Annotated in this window: 19 protein-coding genes, 1 tRNA gene and 1 pseudogene; 17 read left to right on the top strand and 4 right to left on the bottom strand. The window is 38.8% G+C overall.

Annotation, left to right across the window (positions count from 1 at the left end):
• Nucleotides 1–354 precede the first annotated feature (354 nt).
• Nucleotides 355–1,539 (bottom strand): NAD(P)/FAD-dependent oxidoreductase, encoded by a 1,185-nt coding sequence (locus tag AACQ83_RS15720; protein ID WP_112878479.1) that lies wholly within the window; start codon nucleotides 1,537–1,539, stop codon nucleotides 355–357.
• A 269-nt stretch (nucleotides 1,540–1,808) separates the two neighbouring features.
• On the opposite strand from AACQ83_RS15720, the gene pitA reads away from it, so the two are divergent.
• The gene (pitA, locus tag AACQ83_RS15715; RefSeq protein ID WP_112878478.1) at nucleotides 1,809–3,299 is read left to right on the top strand and encodes an inorganic phosphate transporter PitA; all 1,491 of its coding nucleotides are present in this window, start codon (nucleotides 1,809–1,811) and stop codon (nucleotides 3,297–3,299) included.
• 54 nt (nucleotides 3,300–3,353) lie between these two features.
• Here pitA and uspB read toward each other — a convergent pair whose 3' ends face one another.
• Nucleotides 3,354–3,689 (bottom strand): universal stress protein UspB, encoded by a 336-nt coding sequence (gene uspB, locus AACQ83_RS15710; protein ID WP_049583893.1) that lies wholly within the window; start codon nucleotides 3,687–3,689, stop codon nucleotides 3,354–3,356.
• 460 nt (nucleotides 3,690–4,149) lie between these two features.
• On the opposite strand from uspB, the gene uspA reads away from it, so the two are divergent.
• Nucleotides 4,150–4,581, top strand: a complete 432-nt coding sequence (uspA, locus tag AACQ83_RS15705) for a universal stress protein UspA (RefSeq protein WP_036779007.1) — start codon at nucleotides 4,150–4,152, stop codon at nucleotides 4,579–4,581.
• 261 nt (nucleotides 4,582–4,842) lie between these two features.
• Complete coding sequence (gdhA, locus tag AACQ83_RS15700) at nucleotides 4,843–6,186, top strand: NADP-specific glutamate dehydrogenase (RefSeq protein ID WP_112878477.1); 1,344 nt, start codon at nucleotides 4,843–4,845, stop codon at nucleotides 6,184–6,186.
• A 37-nt stretch (nucleotides 6,187–6,223) separates the two neighbouring features.
• Here the strand turns inward: gdhA and rsmJ are convergent, their stop codons facing one another.
• The gene (gene rsmJ, locus AACQ83_RS15695) at nucleotides 6,224–6,967 is read right to left on the bottom strand and encodes a 16S rRNA (guanine(1516)-N(2))-methyltransferase RsmJ (RefSeq protein WP_192881036.1); all 744 of its coding nucleotides are present in this window, start codon (nucleotides 6,965–6,967) and stop codon (nucleotides 6,224–6,226) included.
• Nucleotides 6,968–6,972: 5 nt separating this feature from the next.
• Entirely contained in the window at nucleotides 6,973–9,015 is a 2,043-nt protein-coding gene (prlC, locus tag AACQ83_RS15690) for an oligopeptidase A (RefSeq protein ID WP_112878475.1), read from the bottom strand.
• A 239-nt stretch (nucleotides 9,016–9,254) separates the two neighbouring features.
• Here prlC and AACQ83_RS15685 point away from each other — a divergent pair.
• The 14 genes and pseudogenes from AACQ83_RS15685 (at nucleotide 9,255) to AACQ83_RS15620 (ending at nucleotide 25,790) form a co-directional block, all read left to right on the top strand.
• Nucleotides 9,255–9,349, top strand: a tRNA-Sec gene (locus AACQ83_RS15685).
• Between the two features lie 198 nt (nucleotides 9,350–9,547).
• A pseudogene (locus AACQ83_RS15680) lies at nucleotides 9,548–9,928 on the top strand (virulence RhuM family protein); the annotation flags it as partial.
• 412 nt (nucleotides 9,929–10,340) lie between these two features.
• Nucleotides 10,341–10,934: a hypothetical protein gene (locus tag AACQ83_RS15675; RefSeq protein ID WP_112878474.1), complete on the top strand. Its 594-nt coding sequence runs from the start codon at nucleotides 10,341–10,343 to the stop codon at nucleotides 10,932–10,934.
• Between the two features lie 424 nt (nucleotides 10,935–11,358).
• Nucleotides 11,359–12,018, top strand: coding sequence for an alpha/beta hydrolase family protein (locus AACQ83_RS15670; RefSeq protein ID WP_240000828.1), 660 nt, complete (start codon nucleotides 11,359–11,361; stop codon nucleotides 12,016–12,018).
• 52 nt (nucleotides 12,019–12,070) lie between these two features.
• Nucleotides 12,071–13,207 (top strand): DUF6973 domain-containing protein, encoded by a 1,137-nt coding sequence (locus AACQ83_RS15665; RefSeq protein WP_112878473.1) that lies wholly within the window; start codon nucleotides 12,071–12,073, stop codon nucleotides 13,205–13,207.
• A 114-nt stretch (nucleotides 13,208–13,321) separates the two neighbouring features.
• On the top strand, nucleotides 13,322–13,771 hold the full coding sequence (locus tag AACQ83_RS15660; protein WP_112878472.1) for a hypothetical protein: 450 nt from the start codon (nucleotides 13,322–13,324) through the stop codon (nucleotides 13,769–13,771).
• 336 nt (nucleotides 13,772–14,107) lie between these two features.
• Entirely contained in the window at nucleotides 14,108–15,046 is a 939-nt protein-coding gene (locus tag AACQ83_RS15655; RefSeq protein ID WP_112878471.1) for an alpha/beta hydrolase family protein, read from the top strand.
• An 803-nt stretch (nucleotides 15,047–15,849) separates the two neighbouring features.
• Nucleotides 15,850–16,155 (top strand): Cro/Cl family transcriptional regulator, encoded by a 306-nt coding sequence (locus tag AACQ83_RS15650; protein ID WP_112878470.1) that lies wholly within the window; start codon nucleotides 15,850–15,852, stop codon nucleotides 16,153–16,155.
• A gap of 653 nt (nucleotides 16,156–16,808) precedes the next feature.
• Nucleotides 16,809–17,909 carry an amidinotransferase gene (locus tag AACQ83_RS15645; RefSeq protein WP_112878469.1) on the top strand — a complete coding sequence of 367 codons (1,101 nt, stop codon included), beginning with the start codon at nucleotides 16,809–16,811 and terminating at the stop codon, nucleotides 17,907–17,909.
• An 8-nt stretch (nucleotides 17,910–17,917) separates the two neighbouring features.
• Nucleotides 17,918–18,076 carry a hypothetical protein gene (locus AACQ83_RS15640; protein ID WP_158539352.1) on the top strand — a complete coding sequence of 53 codons (159 nt, stop codon included), beginning with the start codon at nucleotides 17,918–17,920 and terminating at the stop codon, nucleotides 18,074–18,076.
• Nucleotides 18,077–18,587: 511 nt separating this feature from the next.
• Complete coding sequence (locus tag AACQ83_RS15635; RefSeq protein WP_112878468.1) at nucleotides 18,588–20,180, top strand: serine hydrolase domain-containing protein; 1,593 nt, start codon at nucleotides 18,588–18,590, stop codon at nucleotides 20,178–20,180.
• 160 nt (nucleotides 20,181–20,340) lie between these two features.
• On the top strand, nucleotides 20,341–21,930 hold the full coding sequence (locus tag AACQ83_RS15630) for a serine hydrolase domain-containing protein (protein WP_112878467.1): 1,590 nt from the start codon (nucleotides 20,341–20,343) through the stop codon (nucleotides 21,928–21,930).
• Nucleotides 21,931–22,300: 370 nt separating this feature from the next.
• Nucleotides 22,301–23,893 carry a serine hydrolase domain-containing protein gene (locus AACQ83_RS15625; RefSeq protein ID WP_112878466.1) on the top strand — a complete coding sequence of 531 codons (1,593 nt, stop codon included), beginning with the start codon at nucleotides 22,301–22,303 and terminating at the stop codon, nucleotides 23,891–23,893.
• 301 nt (nucleotides 23,894–24,194) lie between these two features.
• Entirely contained in the window at nucleotides 24,195–25,790 is a 1,596-nt protein-coding gene (locus AACQ83_RS15620; RefSeq protein WP_112878465.1) for a serine hydrolase domain-containing protein, read from the top strand.
• The last annotated feature ends 47 nt before the right edge of the window (nucleotides 25,791–25,837 follow it).

Raw genomic sequence — 25,837 nt, 5'->3', positions numbered from 1 at the left:
GTGTTCTGCTTCCGTTACAAACCTGGTCAATTTACCTCAATTTATCGTTTTATCCTGAAAACTATCATTTAGGCAGAAGTACACAAATTCCTCAATATTTACTGAGGGATTTGTGTATAAGAGACAGCGCAAAATGCTGCAGAAACATTTGGATGAGATGTATACCTACATTCAGAACAACCTGTGACGATAAGACACTCACCGTAATACATAAATGGCTCTTTTGTAATCTTCAAGGGTTTCTAGTTTTCTGTCGTGCCCCATACTGAAAACCCGTTGTGGCTGCTATGGTTGCCAGTAAGAACATAAGGAAAATCGCTCTTACGGGCAAACTTAATTGTCTCTCCACACCAGTCACAATGCTTGAGCACATGCCCAAGCGGAACTCCATGCCCATTGGAAGTTATAGCCACCAAGCCAGCCGGTGACGTCTACCACTTCACCAATAAAGTAGAGTCCTTTTACCTGATTAGCTTCCATCGTTTTGGATGAAAGTTGGTGAGTATCAACACCGCCCATTGTCACTTCAGCGGTGCGATAGCCTTCCGTTCCGTTGGGTTGTACCCGCCATGATTGGAGGTTTACAGCCAACTGTTTTTGCTGATTTGGGGTTAGTTGTTTAAGAGCAATATCTGGGATCTGACCGAGCGTTTGCAGGCACTCTGTCAGCCGCTTTGGTAATAATTTTGCCAAAGTATTTTTTACGCTTTGGTTTGGATGAGAACTCCGCTCTTTCTCCAGAAGGGCTTCCAGATCACTATCTGGAAGTAAGTTAATACTCACAAACTCTCCTGATTGCCAGTAACTGGAAATTTGTAAGATTGCTGGACCAGAGAGTCCTCGGTGAGTAAACAGGATATTTTCTTTGAACAGAACGCCATTTTCGGCGGTAACAATGGCGGGAACAGACACGCCAGAGAGCATATGAAGTTGCTCCAGTAGTGGTTTATGCAGAGTAAAAGGTACAAGGGTGGCGCGGGTTGGCAAGACTTTCATGCCGAACTGTTCTGCAATTCGATAACCAAAAGGCGTTGCTCCAAGACCTGGCATAGATAACCCACCGGAAGCGATAACAAGTGAGCGTGTACTTACTTCTTTTCCGTTAACGATGATAACGAAACCTTGCTCATTTTTTTCTACCTGGCTAACTTCACTGCGCAGACGAATAGTGACCTGACCGGCTTCACACTCTTTCAGCAACATATCAACTATCTGTTGGGCGGAATCATCACAGAAAAGCTGTCCTAGTGTTTTTTCATGGTAAGCAATGCCATGACGTTGAACCAGTTCGATAAAATCCCATTGTGTATAACGGGCCAGAGCCGATTTGCAAAAATGAGGGTTAGCAGAAAGATAAGCTGATGGTTCTGTGTACATATTAGTGAAGTTGCAACGTCCACCACCGGACATCAAAATCTTACGCCCGACTTTTTTACCATTATCCAGAACGAGTATCCGTAAACCGAGCTGTCCAGCCTGAGCTGCACAGAACAAACCTGCTGCACCGGCACCAATAATCACCGCATCAAATTTTTCCACTGTTTTTCTCTTTATGACTAAATAATTTAGTGGGGAATTTCCCCTAATATGTTGTATTTTTGATAAGTTTGTAGGGAAAAAGTCCTTTATAACTTAAAATTGTCAATTTTTTAAAAGATATGTAATTTAATGATATATAAGGAGTATTCCTATTTCTTATTGTTATCTAGTTGTCATGAAATCAAAAAAAGTTCATATTTCACTTCCCCCGCTAGCATTTGTCACTGATAATGCGCCGCGTTCATGTCCAACTAACTGGCTTAACGTTTATGCTACATCTTTTTACTGGCCTGGATTTTCACACCAGCCTAATGTTAGTACTGGCACTACTGTTTGTGCTATTTTATGAAGCCATTAATGGCTTTCATGATACCGCGAATGCGGTAGCAACAGTTATTTATACCCGTGCTATGCGAGCACAGTTCGCCGTTGTTATGGCTGGGGTATTTAACTTCTTTGGTGTTCTTCTTGGTGGATTAAGTGTCGCTTACGCGATTGTACATTTACTTCCAACCGATCTTCTTCTCAATGTCAGTTCTGCTCATGGCCTTGCTATGGTGTTTTCCATGTTGCTGGCTGCGATTGTCTGGAACCTTGGGACCTGGTATTTCGGTTTACCTGCATCCAGTTCTCATACCCTGATTGGTTCTATCATTGGTATCGGTTTGACCAATGCGATCGTAACTGGTTCTTCTGTGGTTGATGCGTTGAATGTGCCAAAGATGATACAGATTTTCCTGTCGTTGATCCTCTCTCCTTTAATCGGATTGATCATTGCGGGGGCAATCGTGTTTCTACTGCGCCGTTACTGGAGTAGCACCAAGAAACGTAAACGTATTCATCTGACTCCCGCTGAACGTGAAAAGAAGGATGGTAAGCGTAAACCTCCTTTCTGGACACGCACTGCGCTGATTTTATCTGCGGTAGGTGTCAGCTTCTCTCATGGGGCGAATGATGGTCAGAAAGGTATCGGTTTGATTATGCTGGTGCTAATTGGTGTAGCTCCAGCGGGATTTGTCGTAAACATGAATGCCAATGGTTATGACATTGCCCGTACCTACGATGCCATTACTCACTTGCAGCAATATTATCAGCAGCATGGCGCAGCGTTATCCCATGCAATTGAACTGACGCCCTCGGTTGCTGTTGCGGAAGATGAACCGGAAGGGCGATTCCATTGTGATATTACGCGTGCTGTCGTTGTTCTTGATCAGACAGAAAGCCTATTAAAGGGCATTCAGAGCTACAGTGAGCTGAGTGCTGAACAGCGTAACAATATGCGTCGCATGTTGATGTGTATTGCTGATACGGCTGAGTCTCTGGCTAAACTTCCGGAAACCCGTGCTGAAGACGCCCGTTTCCTGAATAAATTGCGGAAAGATTTATTACACACCGTTGAATATGCACCTGTCTGGATTATCATTGCGGTAGCACTAGCTCTGTCTTTGGGAACGCTGGTTGGCTGGAAACGTGTTGCAGTCACTATTGGTGAGAAGATTGGCAAAAAAGGTATGACCTACGCGCAGGGTGTTTCAGCTCAGATGACTGCTGCTGTTTCAATTGGTGTTGCGAGTTATACCGGTATGCCGGTCTCTACTACGCAGGTACTTTCTTCTGCGGTGGCTGGAACGATGTTAGTCGATGGCGGTGGTGTTCAGGGTAAAACCATCCAGAATATCATGTTGGCTTGGATACTGACGCTGCCGGTTTCAATCGGGTTGTCCGGTACGCTTTACTGGTTCGCTTTGAAACTGATTTAATTATTTTAATGGATAATTTGAAGGCGGTATGGATCAACTATACCGCCTTTTTCTTTAATACCAAATCAACATAGAAATCAGGCAAATAACAACTAGTCCACTCAGTGCACTGGTCAAAATAAATTGTTTTCTCAACCTTTCACAACGAAGAACAACTTCTGGATCATGATGATCAAGGTAACGTTGTGAATTGATGTAGTTCACTAGCCGTATCTGCTTATTAAGTTGCCCATGAGTAGTGAAAAAGCCGTTACCGTCTACTGATTGATAAAGTAAGGGATCAGACTGACGAAGAATGGACAGCAATGCTCGTAGTGAAGAGAAGTAGCGCATCATATTGATAATGCAGACAAGACACAGTGCCCAAAACAGTGCGATTGTACTGAACATAATCCCCTCCTTAGAATGGTTAGCTAGAGCTGTCACAAAAAAGAAAAAATCAAAATTGCAGGTGGTGACACCTTATATTTATTGTAGGAAAGATAGTCAGATAGTACAAAAAACCTGTTCTGTGTCAGTTGGGACAAAACTGGCAGAAAAACATCATAAACACTTATCTAGTCAGTTTTATCCAACCATACAACTCTAGAGAGACTGATTAGTTGTTCGCGTAAATATATTGAGTTTCAAGGAAGGTCATAAATTCAGAGTAGGATTTTGTTATCCATCAAGTGGCAGGAAGAGCAATTGTGGTATATGTTGTTTGGTGGATGTTCTTTGTCCAGTCGCTAAATACGATGAGCTGTGATCGAAACAGTACTTGAAGAGCATTCTCAGTAGTAATAAACACAGGATAGTGGCAATTTGCCCTGCCAACTCACTAATTCGGCATTATGGAAGGAGTTCGCTTATGGCTTACAAACATATTCTTGTTGCGGTTGATTTATCCCCGGAAAGTCAGGTTTTGGTGAGAAAAGCTGTTTCTATGGCTAAACCGGACAATGCCAAAGTTTCCCTGATCCATGTTGATGTTAACTATTCCGATCTCTACACCGGTTTGATTGATGTTAATCTCGGTGATATGCAGCAACGTATTACTGACGAGACCCGCAGTGCGCTGAAAGCTCTCTCTGCAGATTCAGACTATGACATTCAGGAAACCCTGAGTGGTAGCGGTGATCTGGGGCAAGTACTCGTTGATGCAATTAAGAAATATGACATAGATATGGTTGTTTGCGGTCATCATCAGGATTTCTGGAGCAAATTGATGTCTTCTGCTCGTCAGTTAATTAACACGGTTCATGTTGATATGCTGATTGTTCCTCTGCGTGATGATGAATGACAACAGATTGAAAAGTTATTCGATAAAATTGCCTGCTTATGCAGGCATTTTTTTGGGTGAAATGGAGTGTTGTTTGGTTTATACCCGATGCAATCAAGAAATTTTTTTTACCTTTCTGCAAAAAAACTTCTTGAAAGATGAATATAGAACAGTGATATATTCAAAGGGCAAACACAACTTACCTCACATTTTCGACAAAAATAATTATTAGAAAATGACTGGGGTCCCATCACAACCGAAGTAGAAATAAGGAATAACTAAATGAGCTGTTTACTATCTTTGTCTTCATTTCTTGGATCGATTCAACGCAGGGATGAATATCAACCAGAATATCTCCAGGCTGTTCGGGAAGTATTCACCTCTCTTTGGCCGTTTCTTGAACAAAATCCAAAATACCGCGAACACAGCTTATTGGAGCGTATGGTGGAGCCAGAAAGGGTTATCCAGTTCCGGGTTTGTTGGGTAGATGATCACGGTAAAGTTCAGGTAAACCGTGCATGGCGAGTGCAGTTCAACTCAGCCATTGGGCCATATAAAGGTGGTATGCGTTTTCATCCATCAGTGAACCTCTCTATTCTGAAATTCTTGGGCTTTGAACAAACCTTGAAAAATGCGCTGACAACCTTACCAATGGGTGGAGGTAAAGGCGGTTCAGATTTTGATCCTAAAGGAAAAAGCCAAGGCGAAGTGATGCGTTTTTGTCAGGCATTAATGACAGAATTGTACCGCCATTTGGGGCCAGATACCGATGTTCCCGCAGGCGATATTGGTGTGGGTGGCCGTGAAGTGGCTTTTATGTCAGGGATGATGAAGAAGCTTTCTAACAACACGGCTTGTGTATTTACTGGCAAAGGTCTCTCTTTTGGCGGTAGTTTGATTCGCCCGGAAGCAACTGGTTATGGTCTGGTCTATTTCGTCAATGCCATGTTAAAACGTCATGGCATGAGTTTTGAAGATATGCGCGTATCGGTTTCCGGTGCTGGTAATGTCGCGCAATATACGATTGAAAAATGTATGGCATTGGGAGCGAAAGTGGTAACCGCTTCGGATTCCGGCGGTACCTTGGTCGATGAGGAGGGTTTCACACCAGAGAAGCTGGCTCATCTTGAAGAGATAAAAAACCAACACTATGGCCGAGTGGAAGAATATGCCAGAGAGCGGGGTCTGACTTTCTTGAAAGGGTTACAACCGTGGTCTGTGCCAGTTGATATCGCTTTGCCATGTGCTACCCAGAATGAACTGGATTTGGATGCGGCCAAGGTTCTTATCAAGAATGGCGTTAAAGCTGTTGCTGAAGGGGCGAATATGCCAGCAACTATTTCAGCAACTGAAGCCTTTATTGAAGCCGGTGTGCTATTTGCACCAGGTAAAGCAGCCAATGCGGGTGGCGTGGCAACATCTGGTCTGGAAATGGCACAAAATGCGGCCCGTTTAGGTTGGAAGGCTGAAAAAGTGGATGCACGTTTGCATCACATCATGCTAGATATTCACCACGCCTGTGTTGAGTATGGTGGCGAGGGTAAACAGACCAATTATGTTCAGGGTGCGAATATTGCTGGATTTGTGAAAGTTGCTGACGCCATGCTTGCTCAAGGTATTCTGTAGGCTAAAAGATATCAGCCGCAATATACGGCTGATTTTTTTAACAAGGATAAATGTCAAAACGGTGGTTTTTCGTGGTGATAGCTGCTGATGCAGCGACTCCAGCTAAGGGTTCTGCATAATCAGGCCGCTTTACCACGACGCGGCGTTTTGCCAAAGCGCGTGCAGGGGATAGCAAACTATCAGCATCTTCATCAGCGCCAACCAGAGATTGGAACACCCGCATCTCTTTTTTCACCAGTGCACTTTTCTGCCTATGTGGATACATGGGATCAAGATAAACGACATCGGGCTGTGGCGTAATATCGGCCAGCGCTGTAATGCTGGAGGTATGGAGCAGTGTCATGCGCTCTTGCAGCCAGCCACCAATTTCTTCATCCTGATACCCCCGTTGTAGCCCATCATCCAGCAATGCCGCGACTACAGGATGGCGTTCCAGCATTCTTACATGACAACCCAGAGATGCCAGTACAAAGGCATCGCGCCCCAGGCCTGCGGTAGCATCTACGACTGTTGGCAGATAATCTTTTTTGATCCCTATGGCTTTAGCGATAGCTTCACCGCGTCCGCCACCAAAGCGGCGGCGATGGGCCATTGTACCTGATACAAAATCGACATAGATGCCACCTAGCTTTGGTTCATCTCGTTTGCGAAGTTCAAGGCGTTGAGGGGTAAGGACCAACGCTATAATAGCGCTTTCGTTATGTACCAACCCCCAGCGCTCTACCAGTTGAGATAAGGCACTGTTATCAGCGCCTTGTTCACAGATTAAACAGATACCCACCTTAATTATCCTTTGATACCGGCCTTGCGCAGCATTGCATCCAGTTTTGGTTCACGGCCACGGAAACGTTTGAACAGTTCCATTGGCTCTTCGGAACCACCACGGGACAAAATGTTATCAAGGAAAGATTGGCCGGTTTCGCGGTTAAAAATACCTTCTTCCTCGAAGCGGGAGTAAGCATCGGCTGCCAACACATCAGCCCATAGATAACTATAGTAACCCGCAGCATAACCACCGGAGAAGATGTGGGTGAATGAGTGTGGGAAACGGCCCCATTCAGGTGAAGGCACTACCGAGACCAATTTCTTCACTTCCTTTAAAGTCTTCATGGTCTGAGCACCTTTCTTTGGATCATAATCAACATGCAGGCGGAAATCGAACTGACCAAACTCAAGTTGACGCAAGATCCGCATAGCAGCCTGATAGTTTTTCGCTGCTAACAGATTATCCAACATGGATTGTGGTAGAGGTTCTTGAGTTTCGTAGTGACCAGAGATAAATGCCAGTGCTTCTGGTTCCCAACACCAGTTCTCCATGAACTGGCTTGGCATTTCTACCGCATCCCACGGTACACCATTAGTACCAGAAACGCCGGCAGTTTCAATCTGGGTCAGCATCAGATGTAGACAGTGACCAAACTCGTGGAACAGAGTGTTGACTTCACTGTGGGTGAACAGCGCTGGTTTATCGCCAACAGGTTTATTGAAGTTGCAGTTCAGATAAGCGACAGGCTTTTGCAGTTCGCCGTTGGAACGACGCATTTTGCTGATACACTCATCCATCCAAGCGCCGCCACGTTTATTCTCGCGTGCGTACAGATCCATATAGAAGCTACCGTGCAGCTCATTGGTGTCATCATACAGATCAAAGAAACGGACATCCGGATGCCAGGTTTCTACATCATGGCGCTCTTTGGCAGTAATACCATAGATACGGCGAATAACTTCGAATAGACCTTCAACAGCCTTTTGTTCTGGGAAATAAGGACGTAATTGCTCATCATTGATAGAGAATTCGTACTGTTTTTGTTTTTCGCCATAATAAGTCATATCCCAGGCTTCCAGCTTATGGGCGCAATGATGCCATTTAGCAAAGCTTTTTAATTCATCTACTTCTTCTTTTCCCTGTGGACGCGCGCGTTTTGTCAAATCATTCAGAAAATCCAACACTTCCTTAGGGGTTTTTGCCATTTTGGTTGCAAGGGATTGTTCAGCATAATTTTTTAAACCAAGCAATTGAGCCTGTTCATGGCGCAGCGCGAGGGTTTCGGCTATCACTTCGCTGTTATCCCATTTACCTGCATTTGGGCCTTGATCGGATGCGCGAGTATTGTAGGCGTAATAAATTTCCCGACGCAGTTCACGGTTATCTGCATAGGTGATAACTGGCTGATAACTTGGCGCTTCTAGAGTCAGTAACCAGCCTTTTTGTCCTTTGGCTTCTGCCTGTGCTTTAGCGGCGGCGATTGCGCTTTCAGGCAGGCCGGACAGATCTTTCACGTCAGTGATTAATTTAGTCCAGCCCATAGTGGCATCGAGCACATTATTGTTGAATTGCGAACTTAAATCTGACAAACGTGCACTGATCTCGCCATAGCGTTTCTGCTTCTCTTCAGGCAGACCAATACCTGATAGTTTAAAATCACGCAGTGCATTTTCGACAACTTTGCGTTGAGGCACAGAAAGCTTCTCAAACTCAGCACTTTCACGTAATGACTTATAGGCTTGATATAATCCCTTATGCTGACCTAACCAGGTACTGAATTCGGACAGTAACGGTAAACTTTCTTCATAGACGGCGCGTAATTCTGGGCTGTTCTTAACTGCATTCAGATGATTGACTGGTGACCATGCACGGGACTGTTTATCACCTGCTTCGGCCAGTGGTTGACACAGATTATCCCAGGTAAAAACTGTATTCTCGGCCAAGATTTTTTCGACGGTTTGGCGATAATTGGCAATGACTTCTTTTACAGCCGGAACAACATGTTCTGGTTTAATAGAAGAAAATTTTGGTAAACCTGATGGAACGAGTAACGGATTAGTCATATAAAACGTCCTTTTTATGTGTGTTTGGATACATTGCTGAGCGGAGCAACCCTGTATCGTAATGGGTATCGGCTAATAAGATGTAGGTAAAATTCGACAAACTCAACGCGAATGTTGAGCTTATGAACAATAAAATTTAATGCTTTTTAGGAAATTGAGAATGATTTCAGCAAACGGATTCAGAAGCCAGATAATATGCGTTATGATTAGCTCCTTCTCATAATTCTTTGTATTGATATGGAAGATCATCGTCCCCGGTGGGGCGGCTGGACTTCAAATCCAGATGAGGCCGCCAGCGGTCTCTGGCAGGTTCGACTCCTGTGATCTTCCGCCAATTAGCCTCTTGTGAACTCTCCCAGCGTCAACAAATCCCTTGTAACACCAGAAAAATAAGCAAAATTATTCTACTGTAATCAACTCATATCAACCGTTGCCAGCAAAATAAACGCTATACGCGTAATGAGCTTCAACATAGATCTCTGGCATACTAAGCGGATTACAGCGTTGTGAGTCAGATGAAAGCGGAGGCGGCATGACAGATAAACACTTAACCCAATCCCCGGCAGGCGAATTTATTATGTTTGCTAGTGATGACGGCGAAGTGCGTGTTGAATGTCGCTTTGAGCAAGAGACATTGTGGCTACCTCAAGCAACCATTGCGAACCTTTACCGGGTCACTCCCCAGGCCATTATGCAACACATTAAAGCGATCTACGAAGAAGGCGAGCTTGAACAAAATGCAACCTGTAAGTCTTACTTACAAGTTCAACAGGAAGGAAATCGTCAGGTAAGCCGCAATATGCTTCACTACAGCCTGCCCGTCATTCTTGCTGTCGGTTACCGTGTCCGCTCTCCCCGAGGCACTCAATTCCGCCAGTGGGCAACCCAGACGCTCCAGGAATACCTGATCAAAACCATTTGGGGGTGTTTATGGGGGTTATTCATTTATCCAACACAAATTATCAACATTAAATCAATAAATTAATCATCAAATGCGACTCCTGTGATCGAAACGGCCAATCGACATTGGTTTGTTTTTCATCGTTATAATTACTTGTTGTGACTATTTACAGGCTTTTCTATTAGGCGTAGTATCGGGGGCCTTGATGATTTTCTATACGATATTATCCGGTGTGTGAGTCAGTTTAGTTATTTTCTCTTTGATTAAATCGTGTTGTTTTGGAGGGTTCTTCTCCATCTAATCAAGGCCAAGCAAACTGATGAACTACCATTTTTAATCTATCCAATGTAAGGGGGTCCAACAGTACTTAATTCGTTATAGAACAATCTTTTAGTTCCTTTAGCACTAACAAAGAGGAAAGATCATGAAAAGTCGCAAGAGATTATCGTTATTCACACTTTTACTGTTTACTGCCAGTCCAATAGTGTTTGCGGTGCAGAATAATTGGCCCGGCACGAAAGTAAATCAACCCGCACCTAAAGTTAAAGGTATGTCCGCAGTTCTGGCAAAGAATCTGGCTAACTTTGACGACCTTGATTTCAATGTCTATACAAACCAAAAATGGTGGGAGCTACATAAGAGCCATGCCATGGACATTATTGTTCACTATCCTGATGGTCATACTACCAAGGGCATTAAAAAGCACATTGACGATCTGAAGTATATGTGGACATTTGCCCCTGACAACCGAATCACAGAGCACCCGGTGCGGTTTGGTACAAATGATGGAGAATGGACTGCTGTAACGGGATTTACTGATGGAACATTTACGAAACCCATGGATCTGGGTGGTGGTAAGGTTATCAAACCTACAGGTAAGTCTTATCACCTCCCTATGGCAACGCTTGGGCACTGGACCAAAGTCAAAGCTAAAGGATTTGAAGGCGTCGTTATGGATGAAGAGTATCTGTTCTGGGATGAGGGCGAGCTTATGAAACAGATAGGTGTCAGTAATTGATTCAACAACTTCATACGGACTTACCTAAGGGCGAGTCCGTTTTATATTTAGCGATGTCAATCCCGGCAGCAAGAGTCATAATAATATCCTTATTTTATTTTCAGCTTTGATCAACCTTGTAAATACGGACTTATCGCTAAACAAAGTCAAAGATACCCTTCTATCTATAAAATCTGAGGCGGACAAAGCGGCAATAATCTTTCTGTTGTGCTTTTTTCATGTTGTATAGGTTTCGCTTACTGAAATACAAATACGCATAAACAGTTTTTCCGCCATGATGGTAGTGAAATAACTTACTATCTTAAATAAAGAGGCGGTAAGAATTTGTTGGTGCTGATACAAGGTTCTGATTGTAATAGTATCGCTAATAATAAGTTTGTGAATGACACATTCAGTGATATTTATCCTGATAGTGATTCTGACCGTGGAAAAATATGGCATTAATGCATCACTCCCTTGGTCTGACGCTGTTGAACGTTCAGATTGTCCTAAGGCTTATATTAGATCGGATACTCTAGAACAGCGGGTTAAGGATTATATTCAGATCATTGGTGATTTGAAACATCAGAATGAATATAACAAGATCATTATCTTGGGTGGCAGTGAAGGGGCAATAGTTGCCAATTTAATTACATCACAAGTCAATTATATTGATAGAACAGTGTCACTGAATGGTGGAGGTCGGTATTTCGCTGATGATGTTATTCATAGTATGATGAGTGAAGTGCCACCAGAGCATATCGATGAAGCAATTAAAGGATTTAGGGATTTTCAGCAGAAAATAAGTGCTGGGAATCATATGATTCATATAGAGATGAGTAATCACGGTGCTAATTGGTGGAGAGTCGCACTCGGTATTGATCAATATAAGGTGTTAAGTCAGTCTAAAAGACCTGTATTGATTATTCAAACACTAAATGATAATTCAGTCAGTCCTAGTTCAGCGATAAAAATGGAAGAACAATTAAAGAAAGATAATATTACCTTTTATCAATACCCAGGTCTCAGTCATGGATTTAGGAATAGTGAAGGTGTTTTGCAGATTACTCCTATAGTTGAAGATATAAAGAATTGGTTATTGTGAAAGAAAAGATTGCCCGGTTTTAAAAAGAGACTGTGAGAATATATTGAGGGGGATGAAAAAATTTGGCTCAGAGAAAAAAGCATTTTTGATGGGTAATCCACATATCACCAGACCAATTATGGCTAATGGGTATGTTTTTAATTCAACATTACCTGTTGTAATGAGTTATGTATCTAAGTTTGAAGGAAGAATTAATTCAAATGTGAATACTCTGAGAGAATTTTTTGATGATCGATTTTTTCTAGAGCAGAAGATAAATTCATTTAGATTACTACCAGTTAAAATTCAAGCTGTTTTACAAATATTTGTTTATGGAAGGGATGCAAGAGATTCAAAATATGATAAGTTTTATAATAATCTTAAAGGATCTATAGGAGAAGTAAATTATAATAAAGCTATAAAAGAGCTACATGATAATATGCCGCTGACAGAAAGAAATCTTTTTGTTTTAAATGAATTAATAAAAGCAAATGGTAATATTAATAATGAGGTAGGTAAAATAAAAAAATTAACTACATACCTGGCTGATTTTGATAAAAAATATGGGTATAAAACAGAGGAAGATGCTAGCTATCCTGAAGATTGGTATGGTGCTTATACTGGAGAGAGCAATAACTTGCCTCAGAAAATGAAGGAAATCTTATTTGCGATGCGGCACCCTATTGCAGCCTATGATATTGGGCTCTACGAAAGAGGTGCTACCAATATCACGACTAATGCGGTGCGTTTTTCGACCCAGGGGAATAGTAAAACGAACCCCAATGGTACGTTACTGGATAATAAATATAAGGAAGGCTCCCAAGTCAATGCCTTCCGGCATACACTATGGCAAGCTACCATTGCTGCTCGGTATGGTGAAGAAGTTGCACTCCATGCAGGCAATGCTCATGAAAGTGATCCTAAAATAGATCTTAACATCCGGCAGTTTGCTGCCCTTAAGGACGCAGATCAGACAATTGATTTACTCAATAACCAGATAGGGCGTAGGATTGGCCTACAAAGCAGGAACTCGTCCATGAAAGCGCAGGCCAAGGCAGTGTTGAATCGCTTTCATAAAGAGGGACTGTATGTTGCCAAGAAAAATGCGATGGGGTTTGAGATTGTCAAAGAAAAAATCACCGATGAGCAGTTTTCTTATATGAACTCGGTATTTGAAAGAGGAAATGAAGATGGCTTTTCACCTGAGTAACTATTGGCGATGCAATTGGAACAGCAGAAAAAATAAAATTATTTTTTTTCATGTACATTGCTGATAGTTTTTTTTATGTTCAGTAGTAACCGACAGTTTAGCATTGTTAAGAGTATGTTTGATTATGCTGATAAACATTGCCAGCAAAATACAGACTGCTTGGTTAATATTAGCAAAATCACGCCGTTTAAATGGGACACGTTGTATATTATTGATAGTGGTTGGAATCTTGACGAAATTAAGTCTGTCATTGGCGCGGATTTAAAGGAAAGGACTGATATTTTTTCCAAGATTATCTTTGTTAAGGATGGGCAAGTGGTTTATTTCGAAGAGTATTATTATTATCCGGATTCAGGGGATGAAAAAATCTTGGTTCTCGATTTTGATTATGAAAATCAGGACAAAGGGCTTATAGCTTATTATCGTGTTCCCAGAGAGGATTCCAAAATTGTCATAAAAATGAAAAGAGACCCATCAGTAGAGGACAAAATTTACTATTTATTTTCTTCCATTAATGAGCAGCAGGTTCAGAGGAACCCTTCATCATTCCGAAAACCATCATGATGTCTTGATGTTAAAAAACGCATCATAATACCCGGTGATATTTGCCGGGTTTACTAAATAATAGCAACAATACACCATACCAGCTAAATAAATGAAAACTAACAACAACATCAATACCCTGCACTTGATTCTTGTCGCCAGAAATGCGCGGCTAATAGAGTTTTATGGATAAAGTCGTTTTCATTTCTTCTCTCCAAATATATGGTTGTTTAGTGATTATAGTTAGCACTTTGGATAAAAAACTCTGAACCTTGCTTTCAAATTTTAAAAGTTTTTTTGACGGGAACAATATCGTCAATTTGTGGTCTTTGTATATGTTAATTAAAGGAGAGATTAATGAAAGCATATTGTTTTAATTTACAACAGAAAATTCTGACATCTGTTTTACTTTTTTCGTGTTGTATAGGTTTCGCTTACTCAAATACAAATACGCATAAACAGTTTTTCCGTCATGATGGTAGTGAAATAACTTACTATCTTAAGCAAAGAGGTGGTAAGAATCTATTGGTGCTGATACAGGGTTCTGATTGTAATAGTATCGCTAATAATAAGTTTGTGAATAACACATTCAGTGATATTTATCCCGATAGTGATGTTCTGACTGTGGAAAAATATGGCATTAATGCATCACTCCCTTGGTCTGATGTTGTTGAGCGTTTAGATTGTCCTAAGGCTTATATTCGGTTGGATACACCAGAGCAGCGAGTTAAGGATTATATTCAGATCATTGATTATCTGAAACATCAGAATAAATATAAGAAGATCGTTATTTTAGGTGGAAGTGAAGGAGCTGTGGTTGCTAATTTAATGACATCACAAGTCAATTATATTGATAAAACAGTGTCACTGAATGGTGGAGGTCGGTATTTCGCTGATGATGTTATTCATAGTATGAGGAGTGAGGTGCCACCAGAGCATATCGATGAAGCAATTAAAGGATTTAGGGATTTTCAGCAAAAAATAGCTACCGGGAATAATATGGGTCATATAGAGATGAGTAATCACGGTGCTAATTGGTGGAGAATCTCACTTGGTATTGATCAATATAAAGTGTTAAGTCAAACTAAAAGACCTATCTTGATTATTCAAACACTAAATGATAATTCCGTCAGCCCTGGCTCAGCGATAAAAATGGAAGAACAATTAAAGAAAGATAATATTACCTTTTATCAATACCCAGGTCTCAGTCATGGATTTAGGAATAGTGAAGGTGTTTTGCAAATTACTCCTATAGTTGAAGATATAAAGAATTGGTTATCTAGGGATTATGGATAACCGTCTGTTATCTAAAATAGTATTAATTCATCGATTTTTTCATATTGGGAAGTGATATTAAATTTGGAAATAAAACGTGGTATAGTCAAAATTGACACCACGTTTTTTGGATATTATTTTTTCGTAGTGATTGTTGTTAATTCCATATCTCATTTGTTAATAAAATATATATAAATAACAAATTGATGATTAGTGATTTGTAATAAATTTAATAATATAATTGCTTGAGATTTATTTTATATTCTTGTTATTATAATGGGTGAATGGGATGTAATTATAATATTTACTATAAATCATCACTTGATTAATATACCGCTCGTTATTTCTATAAAATATAGTATTAAAACGTTATGAATTATTTGTTGTTTATGAAATGATGTTCTCGACTTTAGCTTTTGTAGAGTAGAGAGAAATAGCTGTTTATTTCTCATTATTATTTATCTCTGTCATTATATTCGATTGAAAAAATTACTGAAATATCCTGCTCATTATAGGATGTAATATCTTTTTTATTTTCTATTGGGTAATAAAATATTGATTTTAAATTAATTAAATTTATTTTTTTATTTTATTGACAATACATTAATGGCATCTATAGTTATATGTATTAGATAAAGCATCAATATGGCACCAAAAATGCTGTAGATATTATCTAAATGCTGGATAAATTCCTGATAAACACCTTGTTTTCTAGTGAAAATGGTTACCGTTTTGTGTGGGCAAGATAAATAGCTTATTGTATGTGTTTTTGAGCGATATAAGTTATTTATCAATTGATTAGATTAAATTTTGGAGTTTATGCTATGATAATTAAGAAAGATATTTTATTAAATGAAGAGCTGATTGTCGATGATGAGCTTAAAGTGGGTAAAGTAGAGAAGGTCAATATTGATATTCTGTCACCCAGCTCAGTTATCGTTAGTCTAAATATTTTAGGCGTAGTTGATGATTTTCATCTATTACTTGTTGATGGTGATAAAGATAAAGACAAGATTGTGTTACTCTATCTTTCTCTGTTACGTGTTCTTCATGAAAAATTAGATGTAAAAGTAAAAGTCGCAAAAAGTAATCTTACTAAGATCAAATATATAGTAGGTGTTGAAATTTAAGAAGTATTTGTTAAATTTCTAAATGAGTGCGTAGAATAATTGGATTTAGTTTGAGCGATATAATCAATTATCAAATGCACCTAACCGTAGGAAGAACGTGAATATTTACGTTCTTCCTGTTCCTATTTGAATGAATTATTGTGAAATTAAATAATCTATATTTTATAAATAAATTGTGGTTTATTTATGGTAATGTTTTAACGGTGATAATTATAAAGCAAACAATCACATTAACTCTATTTTACAATGCTTAAATTTAATTCCTTTACAAATTTAAATGTCCATATATTATTGCTCGAAGACAAATTTATATTATTATTTTAGAGTGATAAAATCAAAGTGAAACTATAAAGTTGTTTTTTATATTATTACCTTAATTGAAAGTTTTATGATGAAAAAATAAATTTTTTAATAGTTTTTTACTGTTTTAAATAGCTAATGTTATGATTTTTTTGTTGGATTTGGCAGATCTAAAAAAATCATAGTTAATTTGACTTTTTAAACAGAAAGAAATGTAAATCCATAATATTATGTATGATGATATATTGAAATTGAATTTTTTCTAAGAGGTTTATTTTGATGAAAATAGGGTCGCAATTAATACAATTGTTATAGTTTTAAAGCGACATAATATTAAAATATCAGGAGACGACATGCTTGATTCAAATGTAACAGATTGTAATAGTAAGAATACTTCCCCAGTTTGTTCTTTTAATGAATGGGATCCACTTGAGGAGGTTATTGTCGGTGTCGTTGATGGCGCCAGATTTCCCGGTTGGCATATGGCGATAGAGCCAATATTACCACCGAATCAGATTGCTAATTTTCATCGGTATGCAGGTCGGTCATTCCCGCAAGAGCAAATTGATGCAGCATCTAGAGAGTTAGAAGAGTTTGTCCATATTCTTGAAGGTGAAGGTGTGACAGTACGTCGTCCAGATCCGCAAGACCAATCTCAGGTATTTGGCGCACCAGGCTGGAGTAGTACAGGGTTTTATTGTGCAATGCCTCGCGATGTGCTGTTAGTTATTGGAAATGATATTATTGAATGCCCGCTAGCATGGCGTTCCCGTTATTTTGAGACAGCGGCATATAAGACTTTACTTAAAGATTACTTTAAGAAAGGTGCAAAATGGAGCGCCGGGCCAAAGCCACAGTTGACCGAGGAACAATATAATTTCGAATGGCATCAGCCTAATAGCAAGGAGCGTGTTCCCCTTGCTATAACTGAGTTTGAACCGACTTTTGATGCTGCGGATTTTATTCGATGTGGGAGAGACATCATTGCTCAAAAGAGCCATGTTACAAACGAATTTGGTATTGAATGGCTTCGTCGTCATATAGGTGATGAATATCGTATTCATGTTTTTGAATTTAACGATGATAGCCCTATGCACATTGATGCCACCTTTGTTCCTATGGCGCCAGGAAAACTGTTAATTCACCCAGAAAAAGTATTAAAAATTCCTGAATTGTTTAGGAACTGGGATGTATTACATGCACCGAAACCAGTTATTCCTGATGACCATCCTCTGTATACGACCAGTAAATGGATCAACATGAATATTCTGATGTTGGATGAACAGCGAGTGATTGTTGAAAAGCAGGATGAACCAATGATCGCTGCGATGAAACGCTGGGGCTTTACGCCTATTCCATGTAATTTCAGGAATTTTAATACGTTCGGCGGTTCCTTCCATTGTGCAACAGTGGATGTAAGACGGCGCGGAACTTTACAGTCTTATCTTGACTAGGAATAATGATGGCTATCTGGAGATATTCCCTTTGGGATGCAGCAATGTTTGCATTAAGTATCTTGCATATGGTAGCCACTATTACACTAGTTGTGTATTGGGATAATTTCACTATTGTAAAAGTGATTGTGATATTGAAAGCTTCCCCAATATTTGGCTATAGCTAAATATGCCTCTACATTTATATATGACGGATGTATACCCTATGGATTTCAAGATGCATCGCGATGGCAAGGGAGCGAATCCCCGGGAGCATAGGTAACTATGTGACCGGGGTGAGTGAGTGCAGCCAACAAAGAGGCAACTTGAAAGATGACGGGTATAAATGTAAGAGATGAATACCCGCATGCACACAGTTAAGATTAATCACAGTGTGCATGCGTTTTGCTTGTATTTCTTTTCCTCCCCATCATTGCTATGATTATGAATAGTAACAGTCTGTTTAATTCTGAATTTAAGTATGAGTTCTGAAATAATTGCTGGTAGTGAATCATTGTTAGTACGAATTCATCTGTTCTGATGAGTAACCGCAGTTACTTTCTGTTTCTCTTTATATATTAAATGATAATCATTATTACTTGGATGTTGGTTATTTCCGTCTTACAGTACTTACAACATATTTATTGCTATCAGACTGCATATATATGTCTTGTTTTATAATCTTATATAAGGAAATTCATGATGAAATCGATGATATCTAAAGATAATATTAATTTATTTATCAAAAAAATAGATGAACTGGTTAATATTGAAAATGAAAAAAAAGGTGGGGCTCTCGCAGTTGCTATTATCCACGATGATAAGATAATTTATCAGCGCCATATCGGGCAGGCGAGCATTGAACATGCTGTGGCTATACAGCCTAATACTAAATTCTATTTGGCGAGTGCTTCAAAACAATTCACGGCTTTTTGCATAGCCTTGTTGGAGAAAGAAGAAAAGCTCAATGTCAAAGATAAAGTCAGGCAATATTTGGATTATTTACCCGAGCATTTCTCTGATATTACCATTGAGCATCTTATTCATCACACCAGCGGGTTACGGGATGTATTTTTACTTTATAGTCTGGCAGGTAAAAACTCAAGTTTTGACTACTGCAATGCTGATTTAGTGAAAAAACTGATCCAACGACAACAGACACTAAATGCTCCCATTGGGGAATATAATATTTATAGCAACACGGGCTATTATTTGCTGGGGGAAATCATCAGAGTGGTTTCAGGTAGGTCGTTAAAAAAATATTCAGAAGAAAATATTTTCGCTCCATTAGAGATGAAAGATACCATTATCTGTGATGATATAACCGAGATTATCTCTAATCGGGCGATGGGTTACACTTATAATGAGAATTCGCAACAGTGGATAAGAAGCGATATCAATAATTCTGTGACGGGTAGTGCAGCGGTTCACTCCACCGTGAATGATTTATGTCGTTGGGCTAAAGCGTTTTATTCACCATCTATTGTTCAGGATTTGCTGCCTCAATTATCCCGTACACCAGATTTAACCAATGGCAATCGTAACAACTATGCTTACGGTTTGATTATCGACCAACGTGCAGGGCAAAGGATAATACAACACAGTGGTACCTATGCTGGCTTCAGGGCTAATATTTGTATTTTACCAGATGCTAAATTAGGTATCGCGATGACTGCTGCAACCGATGTTGATGTTGGTAAATGGACGGATAAGTATATTGATATATTGTTTAATACCGATGCTGAGCCAGAAAAACCACATTGCTTAACCAGTGATATTGATATCACCGGTATTTTCCGAGGGATAGAGCCCTACCCTTATATTATTACTAAAGAAGATTTTTATTTTTTAGGTAATTTATTTACAAAAGGTAACCCGATTATTTTTAACTCTGACGGTACATTCCAAGAACAAGGAAGTAAAATCCAGTTCAGACCTGTCATTGAAAATGACAGTGTTATCGCGCTGGAACATATTGATGAAATTGGTAACATTTTTTATTTGAAAAAGATGAACAATGAAAGTAGTGTTGATATTCAGTTATTGTCAGGGCGATATTATAGTCACGAAACAGAGGCGGTAATTAATATTATAGTGTCTGGTGATGATATTTATATTGATGGGATTATCCATCCGGTAAAAAAAGAGGTTTTGCGACGTATTTATGGGAATAGTTATTTCTCTCCCAGTACTGAGTTTGTTGTTGATTTTGAATTTGATCCTGACACGAATAAATCTCGTCTTTATATCGGTAATTCACGTTGCTTGAATGTGGAATTCGTTGAAATTTAATCACAGGTTAGTAAATATAAGTTTATAACAGCATTTCGTGAGTAGGATAGAATTAATATTATGAGGGCCTAAAGATATTTTCCATTAGATACACTTTGTTCCAGGCAGAACTATTATATTTATGTTCTGTCTGTTTTTTATAAATATTAGGAGATTAATCATGAAACTGACAATATCCACAGATAATATTAAATTTTTTATCAAAAAAATAGATGAATTAGTTAATATTGAGGATAGAAAAAAGGGTGGCGCTCTCGCCGTTGCGGTTACCCACGGTAATAAAACCATTTATCAGCGTCATATCGGGAAAGCGAGTATTGAACATGCTGTGGCTATAAAACCTAATACTAAATTCTATTTAGCGAGTGTTTCAAAACAATTCACGGCTTTTTGTATAGCTTTGCTGGAGAAAGAAGGAAAGCTCAACGTCAAGGATAAAATCAAACAATATTTGGATTATTTACCCGTGCATTTCTCTGATATTGCCATTGAAAATCTTATTCATCATACCAGTGGGTTACGGGATATGTTTTTACTTTATGGTCTGGCAGGTAAAAATTCAGATCTTGACTACTGCCATGCTGATTTAGTAAGGAAACTGATTCAACGACAACAGGCATTGAATGTCCCCACTGGGGAATATTATCTTTATAACAACACGGGCTATTATTTGCTGGGGGAAATCATCAGCGTAGTTTCAGGCCAGCCGTTGAAAAAATATGTAGAAGAAAATGTTTTCGCCCCATTAAAGATGAAAGATACCTTTATCTGCGATGATATAACCGAGATTATCCCTGACAGGGCGATGGGTTACACTTATAATGAGAGTTCGCAACGGTGGATAAGAAGCGATATCAACAATTCTGTGGTGGGTAGTGCAGGGGTTCATTCCACCGTGAATGATTTGTGCCGTTGGATGAGAGCGTTTTATTCGCCATCTATTGTTCAGGATCTATTGCCTCAATTATTCCGTACGCCAGATTTGACCAATGGAAATCGTAACAATTATGCTTACGGTTTGATTATCAGTCAACGCGAAGGGCAAACGATAATACAACACAGTGGTGCTTATGCTGGCTTCAGAAATAATATTTGTATTTTACCAGATGCTAAATTAGGTATTGTGATAACCGCTGCAATAGGTGTTAATGTTGCTAAATGGGTGGATCAGTATATTGATATATTGCTTAATACCGATGTTGGGCCAGAAAAGCCGCATTACCTAACCGATAATATTGATATCACCGGTATTTTCCGAGGGATAGAGTCTTATCCTTATGTTATTACCAAAGAAGATGTTTACTTTTTAGGTAATTTATTCGAAAAAGGTAACCCGATTACTTTTAATCCTGACGGTACATTCCAAGAGCAAGGAGGTAGAACCCGGTTCAGATCTATCATTGAAAATGACAATGTTATCGCACTGGAACGGATTGATGAAAATGGTAATGTTTTTTATTTTAAAAAAATGAATAATGAAGAGAGTATCGATATTAAACTATTGTCAGGGTGTTATTATAGTTACGAAACAGAGGCGGTAATTAATATTATATCGGCTGATGAAAATGTTTATATTGATGCGATTATCCATCCGGTAAAAAAAGAGGTTTTGCGGCATATTTATGGGAATAGTTATTTATCCCCAGGAACTAATCTTATTGTTGATTTTGAGTTTGATCCAGATTCAAATAAATGTCGTCTCTATGTCAGTAATTCGCGCTGCTTGAATTTGGAATTTGTTTCGGTTTAATTGACAGGTTAGTAAATAAAAATTTAGGACAGTATTTCGTTAGTAGGATAGGATTGATACTATTGTGATAGTCTGGAGATATTTTATATTAGATGCACTTTATCCTAGGTAGAACGGTTATATTTGTGTTCTGCCTATTTTTTGTAAACATTAGATCGAAAATGATTTATGAAATCAAATAACTATTTGTAAAAATTAGCTAATTTTGATTTTCACCCACAGTTACTTTATATTGTCATTCATACATTAAATGATAATCATTATCACTTGGATGTTTCTTGTTTATGCCTTATAGTTCTGCCCGCATATGTTGTATCACCAGATTGTATATATGTGCCCTACTTGTATAACTTTAAATATTAGGAAATTAATGGTGGAACTAACAATATCTACAGATAATATTAAATTATTTATCAATAAAATAGATGAACTGGTTAATATTGAAAATAAAAAAAAGGGAGGGGCTCTTGCCGTTGCGGTTACCCACGGCGATAAAACCATTTATCAGCGTCATATTGGGAAAGCTAGCATTGAACATGCTGTAGCTGTAAAACCTAATACTAAATTCTATTTAGCGAGTGTTTCAAAACAATTCACGGCTTTTTGCATAGCCTTATTGGAGAAAGAAGGAAAGATCAGGGTCAAGGATAAAGTCGGACAATATTTGGATTATTTCCCCGCAGAATTTTCTGACATTACCATTGAACATCTTATTCACCATACCAGCGGGTTACGGGATAAATTTTTACTTTATCACTTGGCAGGTAAAAATTCAGACTTTGATCACCGTCATATTGATTTGGTGAGAAAACTGGTCCAACGGCAACAGGCACTTAATTTCACATCTGGGGAGTATTATCTCTATAGCAACACGGGCTATAGTTTACTGGCGGAAATAGTCAGCGTAATTTCAGGTAAATCGTTGAGGAAATATGCGGAAGAAAATATTTTCATTCCATTAAAGATGGAAGATACCTTTTTCTATGATGATATAACCGAGATTATTCCTGATCGGGCTATAGGTTATGCTTATAATAATAAGCTGCACCAGTGGGTAAGAGACGATATCAATAATTCTGCTGTGGGTGGTGGTGGGGGTCACTCCACCGTGAATGATTTGTGTCGTTGGATGAGAGCATTTTATTCACCATCGATTGTTCAGGATCTGTTGCCTCAATTATCCCGTACACCAGATTTAACCAATGGCAATCGCAATAATTATGCTTACGGTTTGATTATCAGTCAACGCGAAGGGCAAACGATAATACAACATGGTGGTTCTTATGCTGGCTTCAAATCTCATGTTTGTATTTTACCGGATGCTAAATTAGGTATCGCGATTACCGCTGCAATAGGTGTTGATGTTTCTAAATGGGTGGAACAGAATATTGATATCTTGTTTGACACCGATATTAAGCCAGAAGAACCGTATTGCCTAACCAGTGATATCGATATCACCGGTATTTTCCGAGGGAAAGAGCCTTATCCTTATATTATTACCAAGGAGGAGACTTATTTGTTAGGTAATTTATTCGAAAAAGGTAACCCGATTATTTTTAACTCTGACGGTACATTCCAAGAGCAAGGAGGCAAAATCCGGTTCAGACCCATCATTGAAAATGACAGTGTTACTGCACTGGAACAGATTAATGAAAATGGCAATGTTTTTTATCTTGAAAAGAGGGTTGATGACGGAGGTATCGATATTCAGCGATTGGCAGGGCGATATTATAGTCATGAAACAGAAGCAACGATTACTGTTTCCGCTTCTGGCGATGGGATTTATATTGATGGGGTAGTTTATATTGGTAAAAAGGAAGTCTTGCGGCGGATTTACGGGAATAGTTATTTCTCTCCCAGTACTGAACTGATTATTGATTTTGAATTAGATCCTAATAGCAATAAACCACATCTCTATATCAGTAATTCACGTTGTTGGAAGATAGAATTCGTCACAGTTTAATTTATAAAGTGATAAATTAGAATTAGGAGCGATATGGTTATAGCAGAATAGAGTTAATACTATTGAGGAGCTAGAGATATTTTCTATTAGATGCACTTTGTTCCAGGCAGAAATATTATGTTTATGTTCTGTCTGTTTTTTTAAACATCAGCTCCGATAATTACTTTATATTGCCATTCACATATTAAATGATAACCATTATCACTTGGATATTTCTTATTTACGTCTTACAGTACTGTTTGTATATGTATTGATATCAGGCCGTATATATTTTATTTTGTAACCTTAAATAAGGAGTTTCATGATGAAATCTACTATATCTACAGATAAGATTAAGTTATTTACCGAGAAAATAGACGAACTGGTTAATATTGAAAATAAAAAGAAGGGGGGCGCTCTCGCCGTTGCGGTTATCCTCGGCAATAAAATCATTTATCAGCGTCATATCGGGAAAGCCAGCATTGAACATGCTGTGGCTGCAAAACCTAATACTAAGTTCTATTTGGCGAGTGTTTCAAAACAATTCGCAGCTTTTTGCATTGCCTTATTGGAGAAAGAAGGAAAGCTCAGCGTCAAAGATAAAGTTGGGCAATATTTGGATTATTTCCCGATAGAATTTTATGATATTACTATTGAACATCTTATTCATCATACCAGTGGATTACGTGATGAATCTTTACTTTATCGCTTGGCAGGTAAAAACTCGCGTTTTGATTACCATGATATTGATTTGATAAGAAAACTGACGCAGCGGCAACGAGCGCTTAATTTTACGCCTGGCGAATATTATACTTATAGCAACACGGGCTATCATTTGCTGGCGGAAATCGTCAGTGTGGTTTCAGGTAAATCATTGAGAGAATATGCAGAAGAAAATATTTTCGCTCCGTTAAAGATGAAAGATACTTCTTTCTATGATGATGTCACAGAGATTATTTTTGATCGGGCGATGGGTTACACTTATAACAAGGAACCGAACCGGTGGGCAAGATATGATCTCAATGGTTCGGTGGTAGGTGGCACAGGGGCTTATTCTACGGTGAATGACTTGTGTCGTTGGATAAGAGCATTTTATTCACCATCCATTGTTCAGGAACTGTTGCCTCAATTATCTCGTACACCAGATTTAACCAATGGCAATCACAATAATTATGCTTACGGTTTGATTATCAGTCAACGCGAAGGGCAAAAAATAATACAGCATGATGGTTCCTATGCTGGTTTCAAATCTGATGTTTGTATTTTGCCTGACGCTAAATTAGGTATCGCTATTACCTCTGCAACGAATATTAATGTCATTCAATGGATTGAACAGTGTCTTGATGTGTTGTTTAACACGAATATAATTGAACCGGAAAAACCACATTGTCTAACCTGTGATATCGATATCACAGGAATTTTCCGAGGGGCAACGCCTTATCCTTATATTATCACCAAAGAGGATTGCTATTTATTGGGTAATTTATTCGGAAAAGGCGAACCGATTACTTTTAACTCTGATGGCTCATTCCAACAGCAGGGAAGTAAAACCCGATTCAGACCTATCATTGAAAATAATAGTGTTATCGCATTGGAACAGATTGATGAAAATGGCAATGTTTTTTATTTTAACAAGATGACTGATGACGATATTATCGATATTCAGAAATTGTTATGGAATTATTATAGTCATGAAATAGAAGCAACGGTGACTATTTCCGCTTCTGGAGATGAAATTTATATTGATGGGGTTACTTATCCTGAGAACAAAGAGGTTTTACGGCGGGTTTACGGTAATAGTTATTTCTCCCCGAGTACTGAATTTGTTATCGATTTTGAATTGGACTCTGATATGAATAAGCCTCACCTTTATATCAATGACTGGGGTTGTTGGAGAGTAGAATTTATTGCAGTTTAATTTATAAAGTGATAAGTCAGAATAGAAGAACGGCATTATTATAGCAG

It is taken from the genome of Photorhabdus sp. S10-54 (assembly GCF_963878145.1).
GTDB classification, from domain to species: Bacteria; Pseudomonadota; Gammaproteobacteria; order Enterobacterales; family Enterobacteriaceae; genus Photorhabdus; species Photorhabdus kayaii.
Note: the sequence above shows the minus strand (reverse complement) of the source record. Positions and strands in the feature narration are given on the sequence as shown.